The sequence below is a fragment of the Pontibacter sp. E15-1 genome (assembly GCF_022601975.1).
In the GTDB taxonomy this organism is placed as follows: Bacteria; Bacteroidota; Bacteroidia; order Cytophagales; family Hymenobacteraceae; genus Pontibacter.
This window is the reverse complement of record NZ_JAKVIR010000002.1, coordinates 129,331-155,436: the sequence shown is the minus strand read 5'-3', so window position 1 is coordinate 155,436 and position 26,106 is coordinate 129,331. Positions and strand designations below refer to the sequence as shown.

General features: G+C 52.9%; 20 protein-coding genes. 6 read left to right on the top strand and 14 right to left on the bottom strand.

Going from position 1 to position 26,106, the window contains the following annotated elements:
• Positions 1–89: 89 nt before the first annotated feature.
• From MKJ04_RS02145 to MKJ04_RS02085, 13 genes are all read right to left on the bottom strand, one after another.
• Positions 90–1,214, bottom strand: coding sequence for a glycosyltransferase family 4 protein (locus MKJ04_RS02145; RefSeq protein WP_241638844.1), 1,125 nt, complete (start codon positions 1,212–1,214; stop codon positions 90–92).
• Between the two features lie 4 nt (positions 1,215–1,218).
• Positions 1,219–2,544 (bottom strand): lipopolysaccharide biosynthesis protein, encoded by a 1,326-nt coding sequence (locus MKJ04_RS02140; RefSeq protein WP_241638843.1) that lies wholly within the window; start codon positions 2,542–2,544, stop codon positions 1,219–1,221.
• Positions 2,545–2,637: 93 nt separating this feature from the next.
• Positions 2,638–3,954: a glycosyltransferase gene (locus MKJ04_RS02135; protein WP_241638842.1), complete on the bottom strand. Its 1,317-nt coding sequence runs from the start codon at positions 3,952–3,954 to the stop codon at positions 2,638–2,640.
• On the bottom strand, positions 3,929–5,134 hold the full coding sequence (locus tag MKJ04_RS02130; protein WP_241638841.1) for a glycosyltransferase family 2 protein: 1,206 nt from the start codon (positions 5,132–5,134) through the stop codon (positions 3,929–3,931). Before MKJ04_RS02130 ends, MKJ04_RS02135 begins: the two co-directional genes overlap by 26 nt.
• Before the next feature lie 235 nt (positions 5,135–5,369).
• Positions 5,370–6,554 (bottom strand): glycosyltransferase, encoded by a 1,185-nt coding sequence (locus tag MKJ04_RS02125; protein ID WP_241638840.1) that lies wholly within the window; start codon positions 6,552–6,554, stop codon positions 5,370–5,372.
• 43 nt (positions 6,555–6,597) lie between these two features.
• Positions 6,598–7,494 carry a glycosyltransferase family 2 protein gene (locus tag MKJ04_RS02120; protein ID WP_241638839.1) on the bottom strand — a complete coding sequence of 299 codons (897 nt, stop codon included), beginning with the start codon at positions 7,492–7,494 and terminating at the stop codon, positions 6,598–6,600.
• A complete protein-coding gene (locus MKJ04_RS02115) occupies positions 7,487–8,938 on the bottom strand; it encodes an O-antigen ligase family protein (RefSeq protein ID WP_241638838.1) in 1,452 nt (483 codons plus the stop codon). Before MKJ04_RS02115 ends, MKJ04_RS02120 begins: the two co-directional genes overlap by 8 nt.
• Before the next feature lie 26 nt (positions 8,939–8,964).
• Entirely contained in the window at positions 8,965–11,256 is a 2,292-nt protein-coding gene (locus MKJ04_RS02110; RefSeq protein ID WP_241638836.1) for a GumC family protein, read from the bottom strand.
• Complete coding sequence (locus MKJ04_RS02105; protein WP_241638834.1) at positions 11,253–12,020, bottom strand: TolC family protein; 768 nt, start codon at positions 12,018–12,020, stop codon at positions 11,253–11,255. The genes MKJ04_RS02110 and MKJ04_RS02105 overlap by 4 nt, the downstream gene beginning before the upstream one ends.
• Complete coding sequence (locus MKJ04_RS22850) at positions 12,020–13,192, bottom strand: sugar transferase (protein ID WP_317246694.1); 1,173 nt, start codon at positions 13,190–13,192, stop codon at positions 12,020–12,022. The genes MKJ04_RS02105 and MKJ04_RS22850 overlap by 1 nt, the downstream gene beginning before the upstream one ends.
• 11 nt (positions 13,193–13,203) lie before the next feature.
• Positions 13,204–13,581, bottom strand: coding sequence for a response regulator transcription factor (locus MKJ04_RS02095; protein WP_241638832.1), 378 nt, complete (start codon positions 13,579–13,581; stop codon positions 13,204–13,206).
• A 548-nt stretch (positions 13,582–14,129) separates the two neighbouring features.
• Entirely contained in the window at positions 14,130–15,866 is a 1,737-nt protein-coding gene (locus tag MKJ04_RS02090; protein WP_241638829.1) for a response regulator, read from the bottom strand.
• Positions 15,867–16,253: 387 nt separating this feature from the next.
• A complete protein-coding gene (locus tag MKJ04_RS02085) occupies positions 16,254–18,194 on the bottom strand; it encodes a PAS domain-containing hybrid sensor histidine kinase/response regulator (protein WP_241638826.1) in 1,941 nt (646 codons plus the stop codon).
• A 348-nt stretch (positions 18,195–18,542) separates the two neighbouring features.
• Between MKJ04_RS02085 and MKJ04_RS02080 the strand changes: the two genes are divergently transcribed.
• Together MKJ04_RS02080 and MKJ04_RS02075 are read left to right on the top strand one after the other, a co-directional pair.
• Entirely contained in the window at positions 18,543–19,478 is a 936-nt protein-coding gene (locus MKJ04_RS02080) for a DnaJ C-terminal domain-containing protein (RefSeq protein ID WP_241638823.1), read from the top strand.
• Between the two features lie 40 nt (positions 19,479–19,518).
• Positions 19,519–19,872, top strand: a complete 354-nt coding sequence (locus MKJ04_RS02075) for a hypothetical protein (protein WP_241638819.1) — start codon at positions 19,519–19,521, stop codon at positions 19,870–19,872.
• Here MKJ04_RS02075 and MKJ04_RS02070 read toward each other — a convergent pair.
• The gene (locus tag MKJ04_RS02070; RefSeq protein ID WP_241638816.1) at positions 19,861–20,613 is read right to left on the bottom strand and encodes a pseudouridine synthase; all 753 of its coding nucleotides are present in this window, start codon (positions 20,611–20,613) and stop codon (positions 19,861–19,863) included. The genes MKJ04_RS02075 and MKJ04_RS02070 overlap by 12 nt on opposite strands.
• Positions 20,614–21,282: 669 nt before the next feature.
• Between MKJ04_RS02070 and MKJ04_RS02065 the strand changes: the two genes are divergently transcribed.
• The 4 genes from MKJ04_RS02065 to MKJ04_RS02050 all read left to right on the top strand — a co-directional run bounded on the left by MKJ04_RS02065 (position 21,283) and on the right by MKJ04_RS02050 (position 26,089).
• Complete coding sequence (locus MKJ04_RS02065) at positions 21,283–23,991, top strand: hypothetical protein (protein ID WP_241638813.1); 2,709 nt, start codon at positions 21,283–21,285, stop codon at positions 23,989–23,991.
• Positions 23,992–24,122: 131 nt separating this feature from the next.
• Complete coding sequence (locus MKJ04_RS02060) at positions 24,123–24,323, top strand: hypothetical protein (RefSeq protein WP_241638811.1); 201 nt, start codon at positions 24,123–24,125, stop codon at positions 24,321–24,323.
• Positions 24,324–24,560: 237 nt separating this feature from the next.
• Positions 24,561–24,863, top strand: coding sequence for an excinuclease ABC subunit C (locus MKJ04_RS02055; RefSeq protein WP_241638809.1), 303 nt, complete (start codon positions 24,561–24,563; stop codon positions 24,861–24,863).
• A gap of 227 nt (positions 24,864–25,090) precedes the next feature.
• Positions 25,091–26,089 carry a cation diffusion facilitator family transporter gene (locus MKJ04_RS02050; RefSeq protein ID WP_241638807.1) on the top strand — a complete coding sequence of 333 codons (999 nt, stop codon included), beginning with the start codon at positions 25,091–25,093 and terminating at the stop codon, positions 26,087–26,089.
• Positions 26,090–26,106 lie beyond the last annotated feature (17 nt).

The window sequence follows — 26,106 nt, the reverse complement described above, 5'->3', positions numbered from 1 at the left end:
AGCGCGAGTTGCTGTATGTATGGGTCAGGTGCAGGGGCACATGGCTTTGGGCAGCACCAGAGCGGGCCGCCACTTCACGAAACTTGTGCTCATTCCAGCAGCACTTTTTGGTATAGCGTCTCTACCTTTCGGGTCATTTTCTGCACGTTGTAGTGGTTCACTACCTTTTGGCGGGCGTTTCTGGCGAGCGTAAGCCGGAGCGCTTTATCCATCGCCAGGGTATGGATGGCATCGGCCAGCAACTCCGGGTGCTGGGGAGGCAGGAGCAAGCCGTCTACCCTGTGCTCAATCACCTCTTTGGTGCCGTCTATGGCGGTGGCGATAACAGCGTTTTCCATTGCCATGGCTTCCAGCAAACCGATCGGAAGGCCTTCCCAAAGCGACGGGAGGCAGTAAATGTCCAGCGCTTGCAGCACGGCGGGCACATCCTGCCGGAAGCCGCTGAAAATAACTCTGTCCTCGATTTCCAGCTCATGGGCCAACCGCACGGTTTCGTCTTGCAGGTCTCCTTCACCGATCAGCAGCAGCCTGAGGTCAATTTCCTTCGGGATTCTGGCTAGCGCGCGCAGCAGCGTGCAGGGGTCTTTCTGGATGGTCATGCGTGCCACAAAGCCCACCAGCACCGTCTCTTTTCCAATCCCCAGTTCTTTCCTGACGTCAGGCTGGCATACCTCGGGGTTAAACCTGCTGAGGTTTATACCGTTGCGGATGATGCAGGCATGCTGCATGTTAAACCTGTCGGCCCCATCCTTGTAGTTGTTTAAGGACACACACACCGCTTGCGTGGCGTTGCGGAGCAGGAATTTCTCACCCAACGTTCTGTACAGCTTTATGAGCGGGGCCTGGTCTGCGTGGAACGACCACCCGTGCACCGTGTAAATAAGGGGGAGGCGCAGGGATTTTGACGGCCAGAAAACATTGGAGTTTGCCCGGGTGCCGTGCGCGTGCACCACATCTATTTTCTCGTCCTGCAGCAGTGTTTTCACTTCTTTCCATTTGGTATAGTCAAACGGCCGCTCCGTCGGGATGACGTGTGTCCGGACGCCCATGCGCGCCAGCCTGTCCACCATCGGGCCATCGGTGAAAGAAAGCACAACGGGCTCATAGCGCTCTTTGTCCAGCTCTTCCACCAGGTCCAGCACATGCGTTTCACCGCCTCCCACCTTGCCTTGCCGGATGGTCTCTAACACTCTTATTTTTTTTAAAGGAATCATGCGTTTAGGTTTTCAGCAGGTTTATTTTTCTGGAAAAAAGGAGGGCATAGCTTTTAAGCTCAGCGAAGGCCAGGTGCAGAAACCCAGCAAACGACAGAGGTATAAACCGGTTCAGGGCAAAATAGCCATACAAAAGGCTGGTAGTGAAGGTGAAGATCGAGCTGATGGCAACCCCATACACGTTGCCCAGAAGCTTTATCCCGATCAGGTCGGCCACCACGTTCACCCCAAGAGCCAACACGACTTTGATCAGGTTCAGGTGCGGCTTGTTGATGATGTCCAGCGTGACGCCCAGAAAGCGCTCTACAGGGAAAAGCAGCGAAAAGACCATGAAGATGCGCAGCACGTTTGCAGCCTCAGAGTCCAGGTATTTTTGCCCGCCAATCAAGAGTACCAGCACATCGGCCAGCAGGACCACCCCGAGCGTGATAGGTATAAATAACAGGGTCAGGAGCCCGGAGTACCGTTTCATGATCGTGACAACCTCCTGCTTTTTGTTCTGGTTTATGGCAGCCGACATGTCAGGCATTGCCGTGTACAGAATGCTCCGGAGCGGGATTTCGATGATTTCCATCAGGCGCTGCGGCAGGTTATAAACGGCCAGCGCCGCAGGCCCCAGCATAAACTTGATGATGAAGGTGTCGGAGCTTTTGAGCAGGTTAGAGCACAAAAAGGTGCCCACGCTATACTTGCCGAAATGGTAAATCTCTTTGGCGCATGCCGTTGTTTTGTGCCGCAGCGTGCCCAGCCGCGCCCAGCCGGTAGCCAGGCAAACACTGCTCGTCAGAAACGAGCTTGCCAGGAAGGTATACATCACCCCCTGCATCGTCATGGTCTCGAAGATGTATAAGGCACAGGCAAAAAGCAGGAAAGACCCCTGGTTGATGATTCGGATGTATAAAATCTGGTCGAAGCGCTGCTCCGCCTGAAGAATCCAGAGGCTCACGTTAAAGGGCAGCGTGAGCAGGAAGCTTATCCCGAACCACTTGATCAGCAGGCTTACTCCCTCATCCAGAACCCAGCCGGAGGTATAAAAAACCAGCATGTTGAGGAGCACAAAACAGCCCGTCAGCAGCATGCCGATGTACCAGGAAGAGCCCGCCACGGTGGCCCGCCTCGAAGCATCTGAACCGGAGTAAAACTTAATCAGCGCCGTTTGCAACAGGCCGGTGCGGAAGGTGTCGAGCAAGATAAAGGCAAACTGAAAGAAGATCCAGTTGCCCATGTCGTGCTCCGACAGAAACCGATACAGCAGGCTGTACGACAGCACACTGAATACTGCCATCATACCGTTTCCGACCAGCGATAAAAAATGCTTGTTCTTGAACATATCGGTTTGTGAAGAGAAAGGGCGGCAGCGCGCCGCTGTGTTACACGTCTGTTTTTTCCTGCGTGCCGCTCATGCAGCAGCACGTTTTTAGAGTTAAGCCTCAGCAGGTTCGTTTTTGTACTGGGCCGGTTCTTTTGGGCTACAGCTTAAAATGGCCTTGTAGATTTCGGCGACGCTATTTTCCCAGGTATGCGTTGCGGCCAATTGCCTCCGCGCCAGTTGGCGGGCAGGGGAGTCCTCCGCAAGTGCCTTGTCAATCAGGCGCACAAAGTCTTCTTTGGAAGTTGCCAGATAGGTATGATCCGCAAAAATATCCATTGCCTCGGTTCGGGTCGCCACGACAGGTTTGCCCAATGCCAGGTACTCGTCAATCTTGCGGGGGTAGTTCCCTATCGTCATCAGGTTGACCCGCTGCGGGTTGAGGCACACGTCGAATTGATGGATATAGGCCGGCAGCTGCGCGGTTTCCTTTTGCCCGAGAAAGTGCACGTTTGGCTGGTGGTGCAACGCGCTCGCCCGGAAAGCCTCGTCCTCAGGCCCCACCAGCACTAGGTTCCAGTCTTGACGCTGCTCACTAATGTACTGCAACAAGCCGATGTCGAGGCGCAGGTCGACCAGAGCGCCCACATACCCAATCAGCGGACTTTTGAGCATCTGCACATCCGCCGGAATCTCTATATCTGAAGCGGAGGAGGTGATGTCCAGGTCGCAGCCCTGCCCCACATAGAAAGAGTTAGGGTTATACCTTTTGCAGCATGCGGCCAGGTAGCTGGAGTTGGCCAGGCAGAGATCGCTTTTTGCCATCAGCGCCGGCTCGTGCCTGGCCCCATGCTTTTTCCAGTACGCCACCGCCTGCATGTTGTCGCGGGAGTAGTACACCGACAGCGCAGGCTGAAGCAGCTCTTTCAGATAAAAGCTCCGGAGGATGTCGTTGTCGTTGAAGAGTATAAAATCGGAAAACCCCAGCATGCGCGCCGCCTCTTTGATGGAAGCGGCAAAACGCCCGTTGTTCTTGCGGTTGAAGAACGTATAAAGCGGCGAGCGTGGCAGCCAGTTGATTGACTCGAGCATACAGTCAGGGTACAGCACCCACAGGTTCGGGGCAACTTTTTCCATACCCTGCTGCTTTCCCCGGATGACCTGTAGCCTCTTTTTCGTTCCTTTGTCGTGCCGATCCCGCACTGCCGTGATTCGGTCGAGGGGGGCGTTGACGTACAATACCCTGTTGTGCTTGCTCAGCTCAGCGGCGATGTTCTTGCAGTTGCTCCCGATCGACGTGTCCCAGGGCTGCTGGCCTACGATGATAAAATCGCGGTTCTGCAAAAGATCCTTTGCCGGGGTTGAGCCAGCAGCGGAAGCGGCTTGCTGCTGTCGCGCAGCCGTGTCAGATGCTTTCAGTGTTTGGTTCATAACGAGGGGTTTCGAGAGGTTGATAACGTTGGGCTTTTGCCCAGGCCGCCGACTGCGTGCGAAGGACATAGCGTTTAAAGCCGGAAAACACGGCGAGGTTCATCATGGTGAAGTAGAGGGGGATAAGCAGCGCCCCGAAGGTATAGCCCCGCTTGTCGGCCAGCCATCCGGCACCCGCCGCCAGGTAAAAAAGCACCTGCAACCCGAGCGCCAGGGTATATAGCCCCCCCGAAAGCACGCTCCCCGCCAGACTGGCCAGAAGCAGTGTCGCGAGCAGGACCGGGGTCAGGCTCCACCGCAGCACCCGGTGCGACACGTACAAGAACGACACGACCGGGAACTGCAAAGGATTAAGCAGCGGCGTGAGCCGGGCCATGGCCTGCCAGCCGCCCGCGCATATCCGTGTCTTCCGTTCCATCTCCTCGGCCAGCGAGGCGGAAGGAACCTCCGAGGCATAGGCAAGCGGCTCATACACCACACGGTAGCCTTGCGCTATCACCCGGAACGACTGCACGAAGTCGTCCAGAATGGTGTCGGGCTCCAGTGGCTGAAAGAGGTCCGTCCGGAACGAAACCAGTTCGCCGGCAGCGCCCATCAGGCTGTAAATTTGGGAGTCACATCGCTTTAGGAACGATTCATACGTCCAGTAAAGCCCTTCCCCGTTTCCGGCCGCGGAAGCCTCGCGCAGTACTTTCTTCTCCCCAGACACAGCGCCCACGCGCGGTTCCTGGTAGTGCCTGACCATTTCCCGGACAGCCTGCCTGTTCAGGAACGTGTTGCAGTCTGTGAACACAACATAGGGGGTGCGGACATAAGTCATGGCTCTGTTCTCGGCCATCGCCTTGCCCCCCCGGGCAGCAACGTGCAGGTGCCGGATACCGGGATAGTCGGACAGGATCCGGGCCGGGTCGTCGGTGGAGCCGTCTGTGATAAAGAGTAGCTGAAGCTTGTCCGATGGGTAATCCTGAGCGAGGCAGTCCGCTATTTTGCTGCGCAGGATGGCCGCCTCGTTATAGGCTGGCACCACCAGCGTGACAGCAGGCGTAAAATCGCCTAAGGGCTTTTCGTCTCTGAAAAGCCGGATGCATTTCGCCCATACCCATATCACCAGTCCATACCCTATATAGGTATAGAAAATGATACAGGCGGATGCCCAGAAAACATAGTAAAGTATAGTCATATAGCCTTGATTTTCAGGTTGTAAATAAGGTCAGCGATACTGCATATCTATCATGGGATGAACTTCGCCAGGGCTGTGCCCCGAGAGGTTACTCCAGGGGAATGTCCGGTTGCTTTCTTTTGGGTCTGCGGGTTTTCAGGCCGCTTCTGATCCCGAGAATCAGAAACAAGACTGCGGGAAAGATGATGATCTCGAAAGGCATGGGATGCTGGTCTAGCGTTTCAAAAAGGTATGGTTACGAAGCCTCCTTCACACGGTGCGGGGTCGGGAGGAAAGAAGACTTGGCACTGTTGATCCTGAAAAGGGCCAGGCACATACAGAAAATGGCATAGGGGAGGCGCACCACCGCAAGCCACAGCTGACGGGTATACAAACGGGCGGGCAGAGCCAACAGCAGTGCAGTGCTCAGCAGCAGGAACAGGCCCGCCCAAAAGCCCCATCGGGGGCCGTAGGGTATAAAAACGGAAAGCACCCCCATGCCACTGAGCACGCCGATGAGTAAGGTTCTGGGCAGTAACGCGGTTTGCACCAGCTTGTCTAAGAACTCCACATTGCCTTGTTTGAAGAACTGAACCAGCCCTTCAGCAGCATACTTCCGTAAGAACTCCACCTGCGTCGCGATCCAGCGGGTACGCTGTTTGGTAAACACCGCCGCATTTTCGATCTTCTCGTCATACACCAGGGTGTTGTGCAGGTAGGCGATTTTCACTTGGTTTTTCAGGATGCGGAAGTCAATCTCCTTGTCTTCGCCAGCAGTTTCCCCGATGCCGTGGAGCAGCTTTTTCAGGTAGGAAAAGTCAAACGCCATACCCGATCCGATCAGGGAGGAGGACATGCCCAAGGCAAAGTGGCCCTTGCGGAAAATATGGTTGTTGATCTCCTCGTTGCAGGCGTCGAGCAGGGCAAATGCCGAATCTGTGCTCTTTGCTGTCCGGTGCGCCTGCACCACCCGATACCCCGCCGAAAAGGCATCGTTTACCTCGTGGAGGAAGCCTGGCGCCATGACATTATCCACGTCCAGCACCAGAGCCACGTCAAACGCGTGCGCTGGAATGGCCTGCAGGGCGGTTTGGAGCGCCTTGCCCTTCGTGCTTTTCTCGAACGCGACCTCGATCACTTCCGCCCCGGAAGCGGCAATCGTCTGGAGCGTTTTGGGTTGCAGGCCATCGGCGATCACGTATACCTGAAAGTCGCCTTTGTAGCCATGGTTCAGGGCCGCCAGGCTTGTCTCCAGAATCACCCTGTCCTCCCGGTACGCCGGCATCAGGATGCAAAACCGCCGGAACGGCCTTGACCTGATTCCGTCAGTTTCCAGGCGAGTGCTTCGGTGGCCCGCCAGCGAAAAAAACAGCAGGTATAGGCAGTTAAAGAACAGATATACCCCAGTGGCATATAGGATCGTGTGTAGTAGTATTTCCATGTTGGGTGCAGTTTCGTTTTGTTCAGGAAGAAATAGCGGGGAATTACTCTTTTGTCATTCTCAGTTTGCCCAAGTGCCAGCGCAGGCCACGCCCCAGTGCTTTCAGGTGCTCCCACTCAAAGCGCAACGAAAAAGCCAGTGCCTTTTTGGGAATGGCAGCCATCAGAAAAACCAACGTACTGCTCCAAAACGCCCACCCATACACATTCCGGCGCAAATAGAGCAGCCTGTTGCGGTTCATATAGTATGTCTTCAGTACCGACGACTTGCCTACCGAGATGGACTCTTTGTGGTATACCGTGGACTCCGCTACGTAATGGCACACAAATCCCGCGCGCTTGATCATCTCGCACCAGTCCAGCTCCTCATAGTATAAGAAGTACAGCTCCGGCATCAGCCCAACCTGATCCACAACGCGGCGCGGGACCATCATGGCCGCGCCGTCTGCGAGGGCTGTGGTGGAAGACGTATTGTGCTGGCCGAGGTCTTTCTCCAGACTCCCGATGCCGCTGCTTCTTCCCGTCCAGGGATTTATACCTGTGGAGCCAGCATACTGAATGAGCCCGTCTGTGCCGTGGAAGATAATTTTCGGGGAGGCGATGCCGGCCCTGCAATCCCGCTCAAACAACCGGACCAAAGGCTGCAGAAAGTTAGGCTCCACCTCGGTGTCGTTGTTCAGGAAGAGCAGGTAGCGGCCGCGGGCGTGTTGCACCCCCAGGTTGTTGCCCCCGGCATACCCCAGATTCCGGGCAGACCGCACAAGCCGGACCTCCGGGAAATTGTCCGAGATCAGGTGCAGGTCGTCGGTCGGGGAGGCATTGTCTACGATAATAATCTCCAGGGCAGGGTATGTTACCCGGCGCAGCGAATAGAGCATCTCGCAGGTGACAACCGTCTGGTTGTAGTTGATCGAGATGATGGATACAAGGGGGCTATGCATAAGGCACGAGCGCTTTAGTGGAAAGTCTGTATGAGTCGAATTGCGGGGCCATAAACACGAAAGCCCACGAAATGTACACGATGATGGCGGTAGGGGTGCCGTTGATGATCTCGTTGCCGTAGCTGCTGAACAGCACCCCGGCGGCACCGGCGGTCAGGGCAATCAGCTTCACTTTGAGGGCTTTGTTCTGGATGTTCCAGACAATACCGCAGCATTTGCCCAGAATGAACATCATCATACCAAACCAGATCACGAAGCCCACAATGCCATACATGGCCCATACCTTCACCCAATAGCTGTCGGGCGGGATGGAGGACAGGAACTTGTCGCTGTTATACTTCACTCCCCAGTTACCGATTACCCCCACGCCGCCGCCAAATGGGCGATCGCGCAGGTAGTCTCTCAGGATAAGCTGGTTGCTCAGGCGCACGTTCAGCGAGGCGTCTTTCGGGTCGAGGGCGGTGCGCATCCGCATGATGTTGTAGTTGCTGTTGCCAATCGTGGTATACTTTAGGACATAAAAGCCGGAGAAGGCCATGGCAAAACCGAGCAGCAGCACCTTGAGGTTTCTACTCAGGAGCAGTGCCACCACAACGCCCGTCAGGACGACAAACAGCGCGCCGCGGGTGCCCGAAATCAGCATACCCGAGAGCAGCACCCCGGAGGCTGCCGCCAGCGTCAGTCTGTGCCACCACCTGAAGGGGCCAAACGCCAGCACCAGCGCGATAAGGGCAAGGTGGGCCTGCGAAGCGCCAAACTGGGCGGCATCGCTGTAAAAGGAGAACGCCCGCAGCTTGCCCCAGATAATGTGCGTCTTCGCCGAGCCCTCGTCCAGAAAAGCCTGTTCCCCCGGAGAAAGACCGATATACAGCTGCTTGAAACCGTTGAGCGTGCCCAGCACCGACAGCGCGATGATGAGGTATAAAAACAGGTTGAGGTATCGCTTTTGGTCGAAGAGCAGGAAACACAGCGGCACGAGCATGACCCAGTACAGTGCGCTGCTCCGGATTTCCTGAAGCCAGCCTTGCACACTGGCACCTGCCGGGTTACCCAGTTCCAGAATATTGAGGATAAACCACGCATACGCCAGGTAGCATAAGTCATTTTTCACCTTGCCCCAGTCATATCGACGATGGTTGAAGATAACGGCTATCCACGTGACCATCAGGATGGCATCCATCCCTAGCCCAAAGGGGAAACCGCCCAGCTCCCGCGACAGCACGAAGACCAGAAAGGTATACACGACAAGCACCACAAGGCCGACTCTGGGCTGATGAAATACAGCGATGAAGGAGGGCAGGGTAATGGCGGCCAGTATCAAAAAGGCCGGCACCAAAATGCCCATGTTCGCCGTGAGCCAGCCCACGCATACCGCAGCCCCTATACCTGCCAGCAGGTAAAGGGTATGGAGCGGTGAGTAGGAGGTGTTGGTGAGTGATTTCATGGCTGGTTTGGGGGTATGGCAATGGGCTAGGGGTTCAGGAGGGCTTGCTCCGGGTGAGGCGGCAGGTGCAGCAACTCCCGTTTCTTATCTGCCCCCTTCACGCGCGTCCCGATAAACTCGGCCACATACTCTGGCAACACAGAGTTGAGCACAACCTCAATGGGAGCGGTCATCACCTTCTGCAGGTTCCGGAAGATGGTGCGGTCTGCCAGTTCCCAGGTGCGGTTCGCGTCCGCTGTCACCAGCGCCAGATCGAGGTACTGCAGCAAAGACACCGGATAGGCGTTCTCCAGCACCGCCGGAAACTCCACGATCACGACCGCCTTGCTGGAAAGATGCCTGCCAATCAGGTCCGGTATGGTCAGGTCCTTTGACACACCTGCGAGGGGGGAGTAAAACGAGACGTTTCTGTTTTTCCCTTCGATCTGGTACTCATGGTCGTCAGGGAAAAGCAGGTGCGACTGAACCCCCAGCGCATGCAGGCTGGTGGCCAGGGTGCTGCACACGGTGCTCTTTCCCTCGCCGCTCAAACTGCTCAGCACGCCCACCACAAACGGCCCGTCTTCCTTCTTCTGCTGCGACTTCAACAGAAGCTGCCGCGTTAACTGGGCTTCCGCGCGTTTCACCTCCTTTAGTTGCCTGTCGTTCAGGCCATCTACCTTCGGCAGGATACCCAGGATGGGGTAGCGCGTTATCCGGGAGGCAACAGAGGGTTTTTTCAGGGAAGTGTTCAGCATGTCTGCCGCCACCACGCCTCCTGCCGTCAGCAGGAACGAGCCGACAATCCCGCCTATCATCAGCAGCAGCAGCTTGGCGCTTACAGGTTTGCTTGGCAGGTAGGGCGGGTCCACCACTTTCAGCAGCGAGGCCATCTCGGTGTTCTGTTTGGAGAGCCTGCTTTGTTTCGCCCCCTCTACCTGCGAGAGATACTCCTGCTCTGCAATTTCAACATCGCGCTTTATTTTCCGGATCTCAGCCCCTAGCGGCACCAGCTTGTTATACTGGCCCAGGTAACTGTCCTTCTGGCGGCGCATCACCTGCAGTTGCCCGCGCAGTTCTTCGGCCAGCACCATGTTCTTTACATAGTCGTCCAAAAGGCTGGCGCTTGAGGCCCCCTTCATGTTGTTGGCATTGGAATAGTAGGCATCGATGGTGGCCTTGATCTCTTCAGACACCTGCGCGGCTTCGCGCTTCATACCGGCCAGCCTGGAGGTGTTGTCTGCGCTTGGCTTGCTCTCGTTCAACAGTTCCAACTCGGTTATCTGCGTGGTCAGGGCGGCCAGGGTGCTGCGGAGCTGAAGAATTTCCTGACTCTTCAGGTTGGTGGCCCCCCGGCTGTTCAGGCGCGACTCCACAGTTTTCAACGCCGAGGAAGCACCCGCGTAGCGCATCTCCAGATCGTTGAATTTCTCCAGGGCAAACTGTTTTTCCTCGGTGCTGGACACGATCTGTTTGTCATAGTCCACGATGTTGTTCGCTTTGTGGAACTCCAGAAGCGTCTGCTCGGCGGCCTGCAGTTTGTCGTACGCCTTTTGCGTGGCCTCATCGAAATAGCCGATCACCGTCTCGTTTTGCCCGGCAAACAGCTCTTTGTGCTTCCGGATGAAAACGTCGGTCAGGATTTCGAGTGTCTGCCGGCAGACGGCCGGGTCTATCGTGACATACTCTATCTTCAGCAGATCACTGTCTTTGATGCGGTTCGACGAGATCGTAGCCAGCGCCTTTTCAGAATAAACAGGATGCTCTGAGTTGATCAGCTTGTAAATGACGTTGGTGTTGTTGGCGCCATAATAGGCCAGAACGTTACCGGTGGTCTGCTCCAGCGTCATTCCGCGCAGCTCCTTTTCCAGGCTAGCCGGAATGATCTCTTTTGGGGCTGGCGCTTCAGAAGACAGGGCGTTAACTTTCAGAAACGTGCCGATACTGCCCAGGAACCCCTTGTCGCTGCCCGGTTGGGTGACTTGGGGTACGCCGGGCGCCGCGAGTTCATAGTTCCAGGTGTTGGGGTCTATGTTCCGGTGCATGATATGGGAGGCCAGCAGGCGCAGCGCCACTTCCACTTTGGTGTCGCGGGAGTTGATGAGCGCGTTCAGGTTGTCGAAGGCTGTGGACGTTTCGTTCCAGCCCCCGCCGGCGCTGTTGTTGTCGCCGTCGATTTTATACCCCGTGGAGATACCCGTGTAAATCACCGTCTCGGAGAAGTATTTCTTGTCCTTGTTTCGGGCAAATAAAAACACGGAGGCCGCGGTGATCACCGGGATTGCCAGTAGCAGCAACCAATGGCGGCGCAAGAGCTGTATAAATTCCTTTACATTCATCTGTTTCGCATTAAGTCGCTCACTGTCATCCCGATCATCTCCTCGAGCAGCAGCAGTTTGGTCTGGTAACTGTTTTTGGCCTTCTCGTGGTCCAGCGCAGCCTCGTTGTAAAACCGGATCGCTGTTAACTGGTCCTCAAATTTCGTGTTGCCGTCCTTGAAGCGCTTGTCGGTCATGTTTTTGGTGATGTCCGCAGACTGCAGCGCATCCTGGAAATGCTTCAGCACCGTTTTGGCGAGCAGCAGTTCCTGGTAAAGCGTAATCACCTCCTGACGGATTTTTTCCTCTTCCACTTTCTGGGCCGCATTCGCCTGCTGCATCACCAGTTGCTGCTTGTGCACCGAACCTCCGGCACTGCGCCTGCCCAGCAGCACGTCCAGCGGCAGGTTCATGTTCACGCCAACCGTGTACTGGGCGCGCGCATCCAGCGCAAAGGCGTTCACTTTGTTGAGCTCCGCCTGGTTCGTGCCAAAGAAAGGGAGGGTGCCGTAGTTATACCCCGACACCAGCGAGACGGAGTTCAGCACATTCAGCTTGGTCAGCTTCACCTCTTCCTCGGCAATCAGCTTTTCGGTGGCTGTTTCCGCTACCGCCGCTGAGTGGCTGACTGCCGCCTCCATCAGGATGGGCAGGGCCAGGGCAGGGGTAAAGAACTTCGCCTGCCAGTTGTCATCGGCTTCTGTAGCTTTGTTTTGTGCAGAGGCAAAAGGCGCGTTCAGGCAAATCAGGCAATACAAGAGGATATGTTTTAGGGTATGTTTCATCAGACGTTTTCTTTTTGAAATAAAGCCGGGAAAGTTTTGAGTATGATGTGCAGGTCTGTTTTGAATGAGAAGGTATTGGCATAGGTCACGTCCAGGGCTTTCCGCTCATCCTCAGACATTTCCCCTTTGCCGCGCTTGCTCACCTGCCACAGGCCAGTTATACCCGCAGGTGCGATAAACCGCGCCGCAAAGTCGTCTGTTGTGATTCTCTCGGCCTCATAGAGCGGCAAAGGCCGGTTGCCCACCACAGACATGTCTCCGCGGAGCACGTTGTAAAACTGGGGGAGCTCGTCTAAACTGGTGTTCCGGATGAAGGAGCCGATGCGGGTAATCCGTGGGTCTTTAGCGATCTTTATAAACGCAGCCCCGTTCTCGCCTTTTCGGGCAAGCTGGAACTGACTTTCACAGATCACATTGCCCTTTCCGTCGATCAGCTGGTTCTGGCAGGGTATACCTGCCGCCGTACAGGTTGCGCACAGCGCCTGCTGGGCGTCGTGTACCCCTGCCGCGCTGCTGCCCTGGTATTGGTTAAGGTCCTTCATGGAGGCGAGCAACTGGTCGGCGTCCTGCCGCATGGAGCGGAACTTCCAGAACTTGAATATCCTGTAGCCGGTGCCCACACGGTATGAATAATAGAACGCAGGGCCCCTGGACTCCAGCCTGATGAGAAACGCGACGAGCACAAACAGCGGAGCCAGAAGAAACAGGGCAGCCAAGGCAAACGCCACATCAAACATGCGCTTGGTGCGCGGGACGCTGAGCGAGTAGCCGGGGGCTGTGCGCTCCTGCGGCACCGCTTCTCTCAGCCGCGCCAGAAAGTCGAGGCGAAGCATCAACCTGTCCATTTCCTCCGGCGTGGTGCGGAACACATCGGACACACCCGCTTCCTGGTAGATCGACTTGACTTTGGCCGGCATCTCCGATGACGTGAGCCAGATCACCGGCGCATGCATCAGCTTGCGCTTCCTCAGTGTCCGGATGAGGTTGAGCCCGAGCGACGAGTTGGGGTGGGCGTCATTCAGGATGGCGTTGCAGGAGCCTCCCGCAGACAGCCACGCCATAAAACGCGTGGAATTATCGAAGTGACGCACTTCCAACACGTCCCGGTGTTGCCTCTCAAAATCCTCAGCGTTCTGGGTATAGGGGCTGATATAGACGACGGTGTTTCTCATGGCAAATCATGCTAAATGTTGATGCGCTTCAGCACATTGCGAAGCCTAAGGTCAAGTTCTTCCGGGTTAAAGGGCTTTACCATATAGTCATCAGCGCCGTGCCGGAGACACAAGATTTTATTGCTGGTCTGGTCTTTACCCGAAAGCATGATCAATGGGATATCCTTGTGTATGCTGCTGGCCCGCAGCTGTTTCACAAAATCAAGCCCGCCCATTACCGGCATGTCCAGGTCGGCCACAATCCCATCCGTAAAGTTTCCGTCCTCGAGCCATGTCATGGCCTCCTGTCCGTTCATCTTCAGCATCACATCATATTCTCTTGAGAAATAATGTTGCAGGATCAAACCTATCGAAGGTTCATCGTCAACTATCAAAAGTTTCTTTTTCATGGTGCGAAGTATAAGTTAGAAATATGCAAGTAGTATGCTATGCAGAGTTTAAACATCATAGCATATATACCATTACTTAACTTTAAATTAATTAAGCAATAATTATATTTATTTGATTTACGTCGGTTGGGTATGGTATGCTGCAGGCTAAAAAATCCTGTACTGCTCGAAAACAAATAAGATAGTATAAAGTAACTACGGTAGTTATTGCCAGTTGTGAATGTTGTCACAATATGCGCTTGAAATTATTAACCAGCAAATAAATTAAGCATTATAATGGTTAATTGTTAATATATAGAAGTGAACACTACTATTTTGATAGTATGTTATACAAATCTACTTTATTTTTTAGTACAAGTAAATATAAATATTATACCTATTTATGAGTATTTTAAGTAAAAGCATGCTAAACTATGGTATGAAAATAATGTTCTTGTATGGCTATAGGGAGCCTGGAGGTCGTTTATTGAAATAATTTTATTTAGGGGTGTAGGCTCAAGCTGCATGGAAAAGATTCGGAAGCGGGGTGGTACGCGAAACGGCTTGTACTAAGAATCTAGCTCCAACTTAAATAGCTGGATAACGCGATGCGTAATCTGGCTAGCTTTCTGAAAATGGCGGGCCGCATTTGTTGCGTCTTTCTCCCCAATCGCATTCTTCTCGATCTCTTTCATAATCGCTTCTGCCTCTCGAATGCGAATGTTGCCCAACGTGGCTTTCAATCGGTGCGTGATTTGGGAAACTGAAGCCCAATCTTGCTGCGCCAAGGCTTCGTGCAGGGCATCCAGCTGTTCCGGCACATGGTCGACAAAGTATCGCTGCATTTTCCGCACAAACAGCCTGTCGCTAGCCAGCGTGCCCAATCCGCTGAAGTCGTATAATGGCTCATTCTCTGGTGGCGTAAAAAGGCTGGCGCTCTGATCCGTCTGCGAAGGATCAGCAGTCCTTTCGGTCACGATAGCGAAAAGCGCTGGCTCCTTATAGGGCTTCAGCAGCCGGTCCGCAATGCCAAGGGCGCGGTATGTCTCCGTATCCAGCGCAAGGTCGTTTCCTGTGCAGGCAATTATCGGGGTATGCAGATTAATTGCTGAGGCCGCCCGAAGGCGCACGCAAATTTCCATACCGGGGGTAGTGCTTGAGTCGGTATCGATGAAGATGAAATCATAGGTATGGCTGGCTAATTTTGCGCATGCCTCCTCAGCTGAAGAAACGCTGTCAACTCGACTGGCATACCCCTTGAGCAAATGCGCTAGACCTCCTTCAGCATGATTGTCTTCGAGTAGCAACACGCGCAGATTGCCCCGTTCAGAAGGCTGTATTGCCCTGCTTTCTACCGTTTCTTCTGAGAGTCGGGCGGGGATGCGCACTATTACGTGAAGCTCATTTTCAGCAGAAACACGATAGGCGAATTGGCCGTGCAATTGCTGCAAAAGACTAGCACAGCATAAAAAGGAAATCGTTAGCGCTGGGGGACAGTGCACGAGAAAATCTCCGTTCGCTAATGTATAAGTCTGTTGTGTATTACTTACGATTTCGCTCCGAAACTCAAGTTTTAATTGTAACACGTTGCCTGGCTCAGGCAGATTTTCTGCGCTAATAGTTATGGCAGTTTGCTTTGCAATATAGGCAAGGCTTTGCACAATTACTTCCACAGCCTGGACAAGTCCCTGTACCTGGGAAGTGGCTATGCGTAGCGCCGCATGCTGGTCCTCCACTTGCCATATAATTTTGGCGGAACGCGGTGATGCGAAGCCAGTTGGCTGCAAGCGCTCAGCCAATGCAGCGAGCGGTATATGTTCCTCTACTGCAAACATTGCCTTAGTGCTGGATGCCTGGTCCAGATACCCAACGAGAGTCCCAAGGTCCCTAAGCAGCGCGGAATCGTTGCTCACGTCATCTTCTGGATCGGTTAGTAAGGCGGTGGCATCCGGCGCCGTTAAATTCTGCGGTGCGTTTTTCGCTTCGGTAATATCCACGGAGGCGGAGAGCAGTTTCGTGGAGCCGTCGGCAGCAGTATACGGCAGCTTAAACGTATGAAACCAAGCCAATTGCCCGTCGCTCTTTAAGAAAAACTCCTCAAAGCTAACCCCGCATGCAGCCGTTAGCACCTCAAAGTCTTTCTCAAAGCTATAGTCAATCAAAATCTGCTCTTGACAGGGCGATTCTGTATAGCGAAGGCCATGCAGGTTAGCAAAGGCTTCGTTATACAATTCTATTTTACCCATACTGTCTTTTACATACATGATGCAGGACGAGGCATGTAGTAGGCTTTTTAGATTTTCCATGTCTTCAGTTTTGAGTACGATACCCTGGTGCATGCACACTCTTTATTTTCCACGGGCAAAATCTAAACATGCGTTTGTTGGCTGGGGATTTTGAAGCGTTTTTCAGGTGCGGTTTACTTGCTGTCTGCGTCATTAGCTTTGCACAATACCCCGCGGATGGAGTATCTTGTTGCATGCGATCCCTACGAAATCCTTACCTCAGGCATAGATGCAAGGCTGCCAAAGGACAAAAAATATTGCGAGACATCAAAGACCAAGGCATGTATACTCGGTATGCCCACTAAAATCTAGTGACACACCACTGCTTATAACTTATACCTTGAGATGTAACAGGGGCAGCAGTAGGGGGATTGACAGGTAGCTGAACGAAGCCAGTGATAGCGGCGCTTAATCAGGATCGGCAACTTTAATTTGGTGCACCAACCTGCTATAAAGCTCCTGAGGCGCGAACGGCTTGGTCAGATAGTCGTTTGCCCCCAATTCAAGAACTCTTTTCTTTTCTGTCTCGCTGGAGTTGGCGGTAAAGGCGATAATGGGTATGGCCATGCCTAGTTGTCTGATTTTGGCGATTGCCTCGAAGCCATCAAGCAGCGGCATGTGCAAGTCCATCAGAACAATGTCGTAGTTCTGGGTCTGGACTTTTTGGAAGGCGTCGAGGCCGTTTTCGGACACCGTTACCTCCGCATGCCAGGTTTGCAACAGTTTGCAGGCCAGCAAGCTGTTGAATCCGTTGTCTTCTACCAGCAAAATTCTGCGCCCCCGCAAAGCCTGGCAGGAAGCGTCATCGATATGGGTATGGGTATGGGCACAATCCATTTGCTTGCCATCTGTTTTTTTGTAGTTTAGCAGCACTTTAAAACTGGAGCCTGTGCCAGGTTTGCTATGGAGTTGAATTTTCCCGCCTAGCACCTGCACCAGCTTTTTAGTGATGGCAAGCCCCAGGCCACTTCCACCGAACAGGCGATGCGTGGAGGCGCTGGCCTGCACATAACTTTCAAAGATCAGCTTCTGCCTTTCTTCAGGTATGCCAAGGCCAGTATCCGCAACAGTAAAATCCAGCACGCACTCGGTTTCAGACTGAAACACCGTATTCACAGATAGTGCAACGCTTCCTGCGGGCGTGAACTTGATTGCGTTGCTGAGCAAGTTGTTCAGTATCTGTGTCAGCCGCAAAGGGTCTCCAGATACAACTTCGGGCAAATGCGCTCCAAACGTGAGATTATAGTCCAACTTCTTTTCGTCGGCCACAAGGCTGAAAGATCTGAAGAGCCCTTGAACGAGGGGTTTAAGTTGAAAACCGACATGCTCCAGCTCAATCTTTCCTGCCTCAATCCGGGAGATATCCAGCGTTTTATTGACCAGCATCAGTAGGTTCTGTGACGAAAACAAGATCGACTGCAGGTTTTCTTTTTGACCGGGGTCGAGTTGCCCCTGTTCCAGTAAAAGGTTAGAAAAACCAAGAATGGCATTGAGGGGTGTCCTGATTTCATGGCTCAGGACGGACACGAAGTCTGCCTTTGCCTGAAGGGCCTTTTCTAACGCGATTTGATCCTCAATGAGTTTGTTTTCTTTCCTTTTCGCCTCTGTCACGTCCTGTACCGTTCCGATAACCGAAGTGAGGCAATCCTGCTGATACAGCGGCTTAAGGTGCAGCCTAAGCCATACCTCCTGATTTGGCTCCGACAAGCGCACCGTTCGGTCAATCTCCACATTTTCGGTTAAAATCAGGTTCCAGCATTTAATCAAGGGGTTTCTGTCCTCAGCCCTTACAAAAGGCAGAAATGAAAAAAAGTGAACCAGCGTAGTTTCAAGTGATATACCGAGCAGTGTATAGACAAGGGGTGAGCTCTCGAATTCACGCGTTGCCACACGGTATTCCCAGGTGGCTATGCCTGCCATCTGTTCCGCCGCCCGCCACGAAGGGATAGGCCGGGGGGTATGATTTTGCTCCTTTTCAGTTTGCTTTGGCGCAAGCGGCAGTTTGCTTTTATTGGCCTTAGCTGGCTTCAGTAGTCTTTTCTCCCCGGATTTGTTAGAGGAGGAGGCATGGCCAGAAGTAAAAAAGTCAGCGGTATAATCTTGCAAAAAAGGGGCTTTGGTACCGGATGACACGCTGGTGGATAGCCCGAGCGATTGACGGTAGGTAAACCACCTTTTATTTCGCGAAAGCAACTCAGAACCGGAGATAGCGGGTATCTTTTCTGCGGCAACCTTAAAGAATTTAAAGGCGCCGTGGAAGCTTTTTATAAACCTGTAAGTAAACACATGCTCAAGAGGCTTTTTTTTAAATTGGCCAGTCAATGTAGGGCTAAGTAAAGATGTTTTCATATAGGATGGATATAAGGGTGGGAGCAAGGTATAAGGCAATAATGCTATAAATTATAAATATTAGTTCATGATTAAAAAATTCAGCACGATATTTTTTTATTAAATCAAAAAAATATGCTTTTAAATCGTACTGATGGGGTATACGTTTGTGTTTCTTGCAAAACCTGACGTACGCTGCTGCAGATTGTACTACCACCTAAATCATACCCTACATCGTTTACGCATAGCTTTAGAGAAACCGTCTTTATCCTATAACCTGGATTTGAAGTATACAGTATCAGATAATGCGTCTGGCCTGCGGCGATTGCCTGTTTGCACGCGCCAAGGCCAGAAAAACCTAACGCTACTATGGAATATAAGGACTATTACAGCATACTAGGGGTGAATAAAACGGCTACCCAGCCGGAGATTAAGAAAGCTTACCGAGGCCTCGCCAAGAAATATCACCCGGACAAAAACAAAGGCGACAAAGCCGCTGAAGATAAATTCAAAGACATCAGCGAGGCGTATGAAGTTCTCGGTGACGCGGAAAAACGCCAGCAATACGATCAGTTGGGTGCGAACTGGCGGCAGTTCCAGAATGCTGGCGCAGGTGGCGGCCAACGGTACGGGCAGCCGGGAGGCACCTATTACGAGGGAGACTTTAACGACATGTTCGGAGGCGGTGGCGGTGGCGGGGGTGGCTTCTCCGACTTCTTCCAGCAGTTTTTCAGTGGGGGCGGAGGTTTCGGGCAAGCCAGCGGGGGGAGGAGTCAGCCCCGCAAGGGCCAGGACTACCAGGCTGAGCTGGAAATTTCGCTGCAAGAGGCCTATACCGGTACGTCCCGGCTGATAAACCTGCATAACCAGCAACTTCGCATTACCACCAAGCCGGGCGTGGCCGACGCACAACAGCTCCGCATCAAAGGAAAAGGAGGCCCCGCCACGGGAGGAGGCGTGAGTGGCGACTTGTATGTTAATGTGCACGTGCTGCCTGATCCCCGATTCGAACGCAAGGGGAATGACCTGTACACTACCCTAACCCTGGACCTTTATACCGCCATTTTGGGTGGGGAGGCTCAGGTAAACACGATGAGCGGACTTCTCAAGCTTAAAATCCCGGCTGGCTCCAACCCGGGCAAGTCGTTGAGGCTGCGTGGCAAGGGAATGCCGGTGTATGGCAAAGCCGACCAGTTCGGGGACCTTTACGTAAAAATAGAGGTGACCATGCCCACGAACCTGTCTGCGGAGGAGCAGCAACTACTGGAGAAACTCCGTGACCTGCGGCAGGCAAAGGCAGTGTGATGACTTAAATGATGAATTGTATGTTTTAGAATACGCACCTATGTTAGTGACCATCGAGCAAACCCGCACCAACAGCCCCCTGGACGATTTCGTGAACAGCATGGCTGAAAACCAGTTGACTTTCTATGCCTCAGACCTGCTACAGGAACGCGGCTGCGACAGCATCATTGAAATAGAGCTGGCAGTGAGGCGCGCCACCGAAATTTGCAACAGCATGCACCTGCCCCTTCGGGAGAACTTCAAATCTGTGTTTCGTTCCCGAAACGGGGAGGTGGTGCAGGACTGGCGGCTTTCACCGATGGCCTATATGCTCATGATCCTGAACGCCGACCCGCACCATGAGCTGGTGGCCCGCATGCAGGTGGAGCTAGTGCGCCGCGCCCTAAACATCTGATGCCGTATCCCTCAGCAAGCCGAGTTCCAGCAACAATTCTTCTTTCCAGTTAAAAGCTATGCCCAGGCGGTGCATGTCTTCAGGCAAATGCGCCCTAATCTGAATAACCTCATTGGTAAAAGGATGCACAAATGAGAGGGAGGCGGCATGCAGCAGCAAAGTTTTACTTCCGAACTCCTCCAGAAACATACTGTTATGCCGCCAGTCGCCGTGCCTTTTGTCGCCGACAATGTAATGCCGGATGTGCGCAAAGTGTTTCCGTATCTGGTGCATGCGGCCTGTCTGGGGTATAACGCGCACCAGGCTGTAGCGCGCGGTCTGGTATGGACCCACAGGTATGGGCAACTCAACGGTGGCAATGCGGGTGTAGCGGGTGAGCGCCTCCTGCGCCGTCTTGTGCGCATGGTCCTTGTCTGGGCGAATAGGGCTGTCAATCACGCCTGCTTCCGGGGTATAGCCCCGCACAATGGCATAGTATGTCTTGTCTGGTTCGCGGGCCACAATAGCCTTCACAATCGGGCCAGCCGACTCCGGGGATTTGGCAAAGAGCAGCACCCCCGACGTTCCGCGGTCGAGGCGGTGAACAGGGTAGAGCCGGTATCCCAGTTGGTCGCGCAGCAGTTGCAGCGCAAACTCCTTTTTTTCTTCCGCAATGCGTGTGCGGTGCACCAGCAAGCCGCTCGGCTTGTTTATCGCAACGTAATCCGCATCCTCATATACTAGCTCCAGCACGGGAATCATTCCGTTTTATACCTCCCCAAATGTAGTCAGAAAATTTCTGGTGATGTTGTTTGCAACGGCATTTAACATCGCCAGAAAGCGTAAATCCTGTTGTATAATGGAATAAGTAAAAAAAACAGCTTTTGAACTTATCTACTTTTAAAGCAGAAATACCTTCTATGTATTGCACCCTGCCAAGAATAAACTCCAACACATTCCAGCGCAATCTATATTTATCGAAATCCTGTGCAACAATATATATGAATATATAGTATTGTTTGAATGATATATAGAATTGGTTTTATTATGAAAAGATATCTACTACATTTAATTTTCCTGATAGTTTTAGGCAATTGGATAGTGCCAGTAGTAGCAATTGGAGCAGCACCAGGCCCAGCTACAAATTTTAGAGCTGCTTATAAAAGCGGCAAGCTCGTGACTACCTTTACGGAATCTGCTGCAATAGACTTAATGGGCTACATGGTGCTACGAGCACCCGGCATAGTGACTTCTACACCTAAATTATCATCCAAAATTCTTTATCTGCCAAACACGCTGTTGAACGGATGGCAGGTAATGAGCAACAACATGCTAAGAGGCGGGGAATTGGAATTGCCACAGGGTTCCTATACCTACCTGGTGTATATGCGCAACGAAAAATTAGAGTATTCTACTCCTAATCGAATTGTTGTGAATAACGCTGATATCTGGACAGAGTCAAGCCTGGCCGTTGACCTGCTCATTTTAACAGGAGGCGAGCTCAACATCGGAGGCAATAAAAAAGTAAGTTTTTTGCGCGGCGGTAGTATCGCCTGGTTAGGTGGCGATTTTCGAAATGACGGTATCCTGGAGATAGCGAACTCCTTTACAGTGCCGCAAGGCAAAATGCTTCAAAATGGCAATGGGCTTCTGGATGTTTTAGCGGGCGGAGAATTTGTAGTGGAGGGCACATTTAAAGGGTTTTGGAATAGCAACATCTTACGTGTCAACAAAGGAGGGGAGGTGCGCATTGCACCATCGGGAACGCTTGAAGTTAACCAAGGCACTCTACAGGTACTTGATGACGGCACCTTGACAGTTGATGGAACGCTTGAAGTGCTTCCAAACACGAAAGCGATCAGCATCAGCAAGGATGCCAACTTTATCTTCGGCCACGGCTCCCGTTTCAATTTAAGGAAAAGCATTGATGTGCCTAAAGCTACCTGGCTGGAGGGTGCCACCATGGCCTATTACGGGTATAACTGGTATCAGGGACAAAATGACCTGCCAACTGGGCTCGATCAGGAGTTCTACAATTTCACCTGGTGTTTGGCAAAACAGGGTACAGACATTCACCTTTCCTGTGGCATCATGGCTAAAGGCAACTTGTACGTAGAAAACACTAATGGCAAAAAGCTTCTGATTGGGGATTGTGGCGATATTAATATCGGTAAAAACCTGATAGTAGAGGCAGGCGCGATTGTAATGCTCCCTAACAAGACGATTGTAAGCGGGGACCTTCTAAATAAAGGTGTATTGACCGTGGGGGAAGAGCTGATTCTAGAGGGAGGTATGGAATCTGGGGTTGGCTCGAGGTTTTATAACACAGCGGGCTGGTGCAAAATCACGTTCCAGAACGACTCGAAACTGAACAGGGCTTCGGTGTTCAGCCTGCCTACAGGTATGGCTGCCACGAGCTCCATGTGGGAGATCCTGATTAAGGAGGGCCGCACCATCACGCTTGGCTCGCACCTGGAGCTTGGCGGCACTGCCTCCTCCAGCAAGAAAGGCTCACTCACTGTCGACGGTAAATCGGCGTTTTATACCGCGGGCTATGCGGTACGGAACGCGGCAGATGCCAGCGCCACAAGTTTTGTGCTGAAGGATGAAGCCACGTTGGGTATAGGACACGCCGGAGGCATAGAAGCTACAGGGGCAGCTGGCGCTATCCAGACCAGCGTGCGCACCTTCAGCCAGAAAGCGACTTATGTGTATACTGGTGCCACCGCGCAGGTAACAGGCCAGGGATTACCCGCTGTTGTAAACCAACTCACCATCGATGCGGCCAGCACCGTGGCGCTCTCTAAAAATATCACCGCAAAAGTCGGACTGACCCTGAAAAAAGGCACTCTCCAACTGAATGACAAGACGTTAACCCTGCTCAACACACTTTCTAAAACGAACGGCTCCATTTCCGGAACCGCGGCCTCAGGCCTGGTTATATCCAATGATGGGGGCAAGATGATCACCCTTCCGACGTTGACCCTGGCCACTCTGGATATAAAAGTGAAAGACCGGGTGGACCTTTCGGGTGATCTGACGATCCATACAACGCTTAAAATGGATAAAGGCATCCTGTATACCAATGCCGCTAAAGTTACGCTGCTCCCCACCGCCACCTTATATGAGGATGAGGGAGAGTTTGACGAAGGGTTCGTGATGGGTGTGGTGGAGACAAGTCACAAGACACCGAGCAGCAACGTGCCATACGCGTTTAGCGGGATCGGCCTGACACTTACCTACAAAGGGCTGCCGGGCGGCACTACTGCGCTGCGCCGCTTCACGGGCAATGTGGCGGACAAGGAGAAGGATATTGTCATCAACCGGGAGATGAAGATCACCACCACGCAGAAAACCGGCCTGAACGCCACCATGGAATTCAAATACATGAAGCACGAGTTGAAGGAGATGCTGAAGGAAAAGGAAAGCGAAATGTCGCTGTATCGCTCCACCGATGACGGCAACACCTATACGAAGCGGGAAGGCTCGATGGTGAACACCAACACGCAGACCGTGACGCTGCAAGGCATTGATCAGTTCTCTACCTGGACGGCAGGAGCCCGCAACGAACCCAACGGCGTGCTCCCAGTGGAAATGGTAAGTTTTTCGGCCCGGAGAAACACCTCTGGCGAAGCGGTACTGACCTGGGCTACGGCCTCTGAAACGGGCAGTGATTATTGCGACGTGGAGCGCTCCTACAACGGCCTGACCTGGGACAAAGTAGGGCGAAGGACTGGGGCCGGCAACGCAAGCACCGGCCGAACCTATACCTTCACAGACACGAACAACGCTTCTGCCAACGCGTCCTATTACCGGCTGAAACAAGTGGATGTGGATGGCACACATGCATATTCCAAGGTGATTTACCTCGAGCAGCATACCCAGCCCGCTACCATCAATCTCATATACCTGAACCCCCAGACGGGCACTCTGGATATAAAATATACGTCCCTGGACCTTACAAAGCCATTGCACGTCCTGCTATACGACCTTCAGGGGCATATACTACTTGACAGCGCGGTTACCCTGAAGCAGCAAAATGGCACCTTGCAAATCCCGTTAGCGGATGCTGTGGATGGCTTGCTCGTCGCGAAGGTGTTAAACGGCAGCGTCATGCGCTCCTCCAAAATAGTTAGGTAAAAGGCGGTATCCAGTCAACCAACCAGAAAAGCCTGCTGAATAAAGCAGGCTTTTCTGGTTAACGGTAGCCAATTGTAAGGGCGGCCCTGTATCTTTGCCTACGCAACAACACTGCTTAATAATACTGGGAGATGGCACTATCGATGGACAACCTCCGGAAGGGGAAAAAATACAAGCTTACCAATTACGGCGAGTCGTTTGAGTTTCAGGTAATGGACATGCCCGTGGAAGGCGAGTACCGCGTGAAAGACTTAACTACCCTGGATTTATACCTCCTTCACGAGCTTGTGCAGTATGGCAAGGGAAAAGATTTCGACCTGGAAGAGTTATAGGCCTTTGCCTGCGAACACACCCCTTCCTATATAGCCTTAAAGTCTGTGGATGTTGATGACAGTCTAAAGAACGAAAGGACTGATGCAGAAGCTTCCGTGCTGACGATTATACCGCAAAGTTATAGTGTTTCGAAGCGGCAATAAGCATTGAAGTCAGTGCGTTACGTAACAAAAGTATGAGGCTGTGAAACAGAAGCCGACGGCCTTTTACGCAACGCTTACGTAACCAATTAGACCATGCAAGCAAGCCAACCACGCCATTTTTATGTTTATATCTTCGGCAAACCCTCACGCGAAGGCATACAGGTGGGCATTGCCGGTAATTTAAGCCAGCAGCTTCAGGAGTTGAACAGCACCCCGGACGCAACAGATACCACTCCCCAAAATCAGATCCGGCTGGTATACTACGAGCATTATGATGCGGAGGAAGTGGCCCGCAACCGCGAAAAGGAAATCCTGAAAGGGGGAGAAGACGCCCTGCACCGGCTCATCGCCTCGATGAACCCTAATTGGCTTGACCTGAGCGACACGTTAGCATAACCGCACTACTCAACAGTGCTGATTTGGTATTGGCTATTCCCTTTCATAGCAACCTCTTAACTTTCCCGACCAACACCGATTGGCTTCTGATTGAAATCGCTATTGGATAAGAGCCGGAAAAAACATACCCCCTGCAATGTATGGTTAGCCATTGATGCATGATTCTGTTACCTTTGTTGCCCCCAAATAGGGTCAGGGTCTGACAGGTAAATCTCTAGCGTAGCTGTATGGTGTTCGGGAAGCAAAACAAGAGTGAAAACATAAAACTCCAGATTCTGGTGGTGGCCGTGGGCGTAGTGCTGCTCCTGGCGAAGTTCATCGCTTTTTTCCTGACCAACTCCAACGCCATCCTCACCGACGCCCTGGAATCCATCATCAACGTGGTGGCAGGGGGCTTTTCCCTCTACAGCCTCATCCTTTCCGCCCGTCCCCGCGACGAGAACCACCCGTACGGCCACGGGAAGATCGAGTTTATTGCCGCTACCCTGGAGGGCTCCCTCATACTGGTGGCCGGGGCGATCATCATCTTCAAATCCGTGTATAACCTTATCGAGCCCGTGGCCCTGCAGCAGCTGGACACGGGTATAATTCTGGTTGCCGTGGCGGGCCTTGTCAACTATGCGGTGGGGTATGTTACCGTAAGCAGGGGCCGCCAATCCAAATCGATGGTGCTGCAGGCCGGAGGGAAGCACCTGATCTCGGACGCTTACTCTACTGCGGGGATTCTGGTAGGCCTCGTACTCATATACCTGACCGGGCTAGTATGGCTCGACAGTGTGGTGGCAATTCTGTTCGGTGCGATCATTTGCGTGACGGGCGCGCGCATCCTGCGGGCATCTGTGGCGGGCATCATGGACGAGGCTGACTATGAACTGCTGAAGGAGATTGTGCAGGTGCTCAACGAGAACCGCCGCGAAAACTGGATTGATATTCACAACCTCCGGGTGATTAAGTATGGCACAACGCTGCACATCGACTGCCACCTGACGGTGCCCTGGTATCTGAACGTGCTGGAGGCCCATGATGAGGTGGAGGCGGTAGCGAAAGTGGTGCGTGAGAAGATTGACCCGAGCATCGAGCTCTTCATCCATACCGACCCCTGCCTGGAGCGCTCCTGCACCATCTGTACGAAAATTGATACCTGCGACGTGAGACAACGGCCCTTTAAGGCGCGTGTAGAGTGGGAGTTCGACCAGGTGATTACAGACCGGAAACACAGTCTTTAACAACAGTTATATTTCCG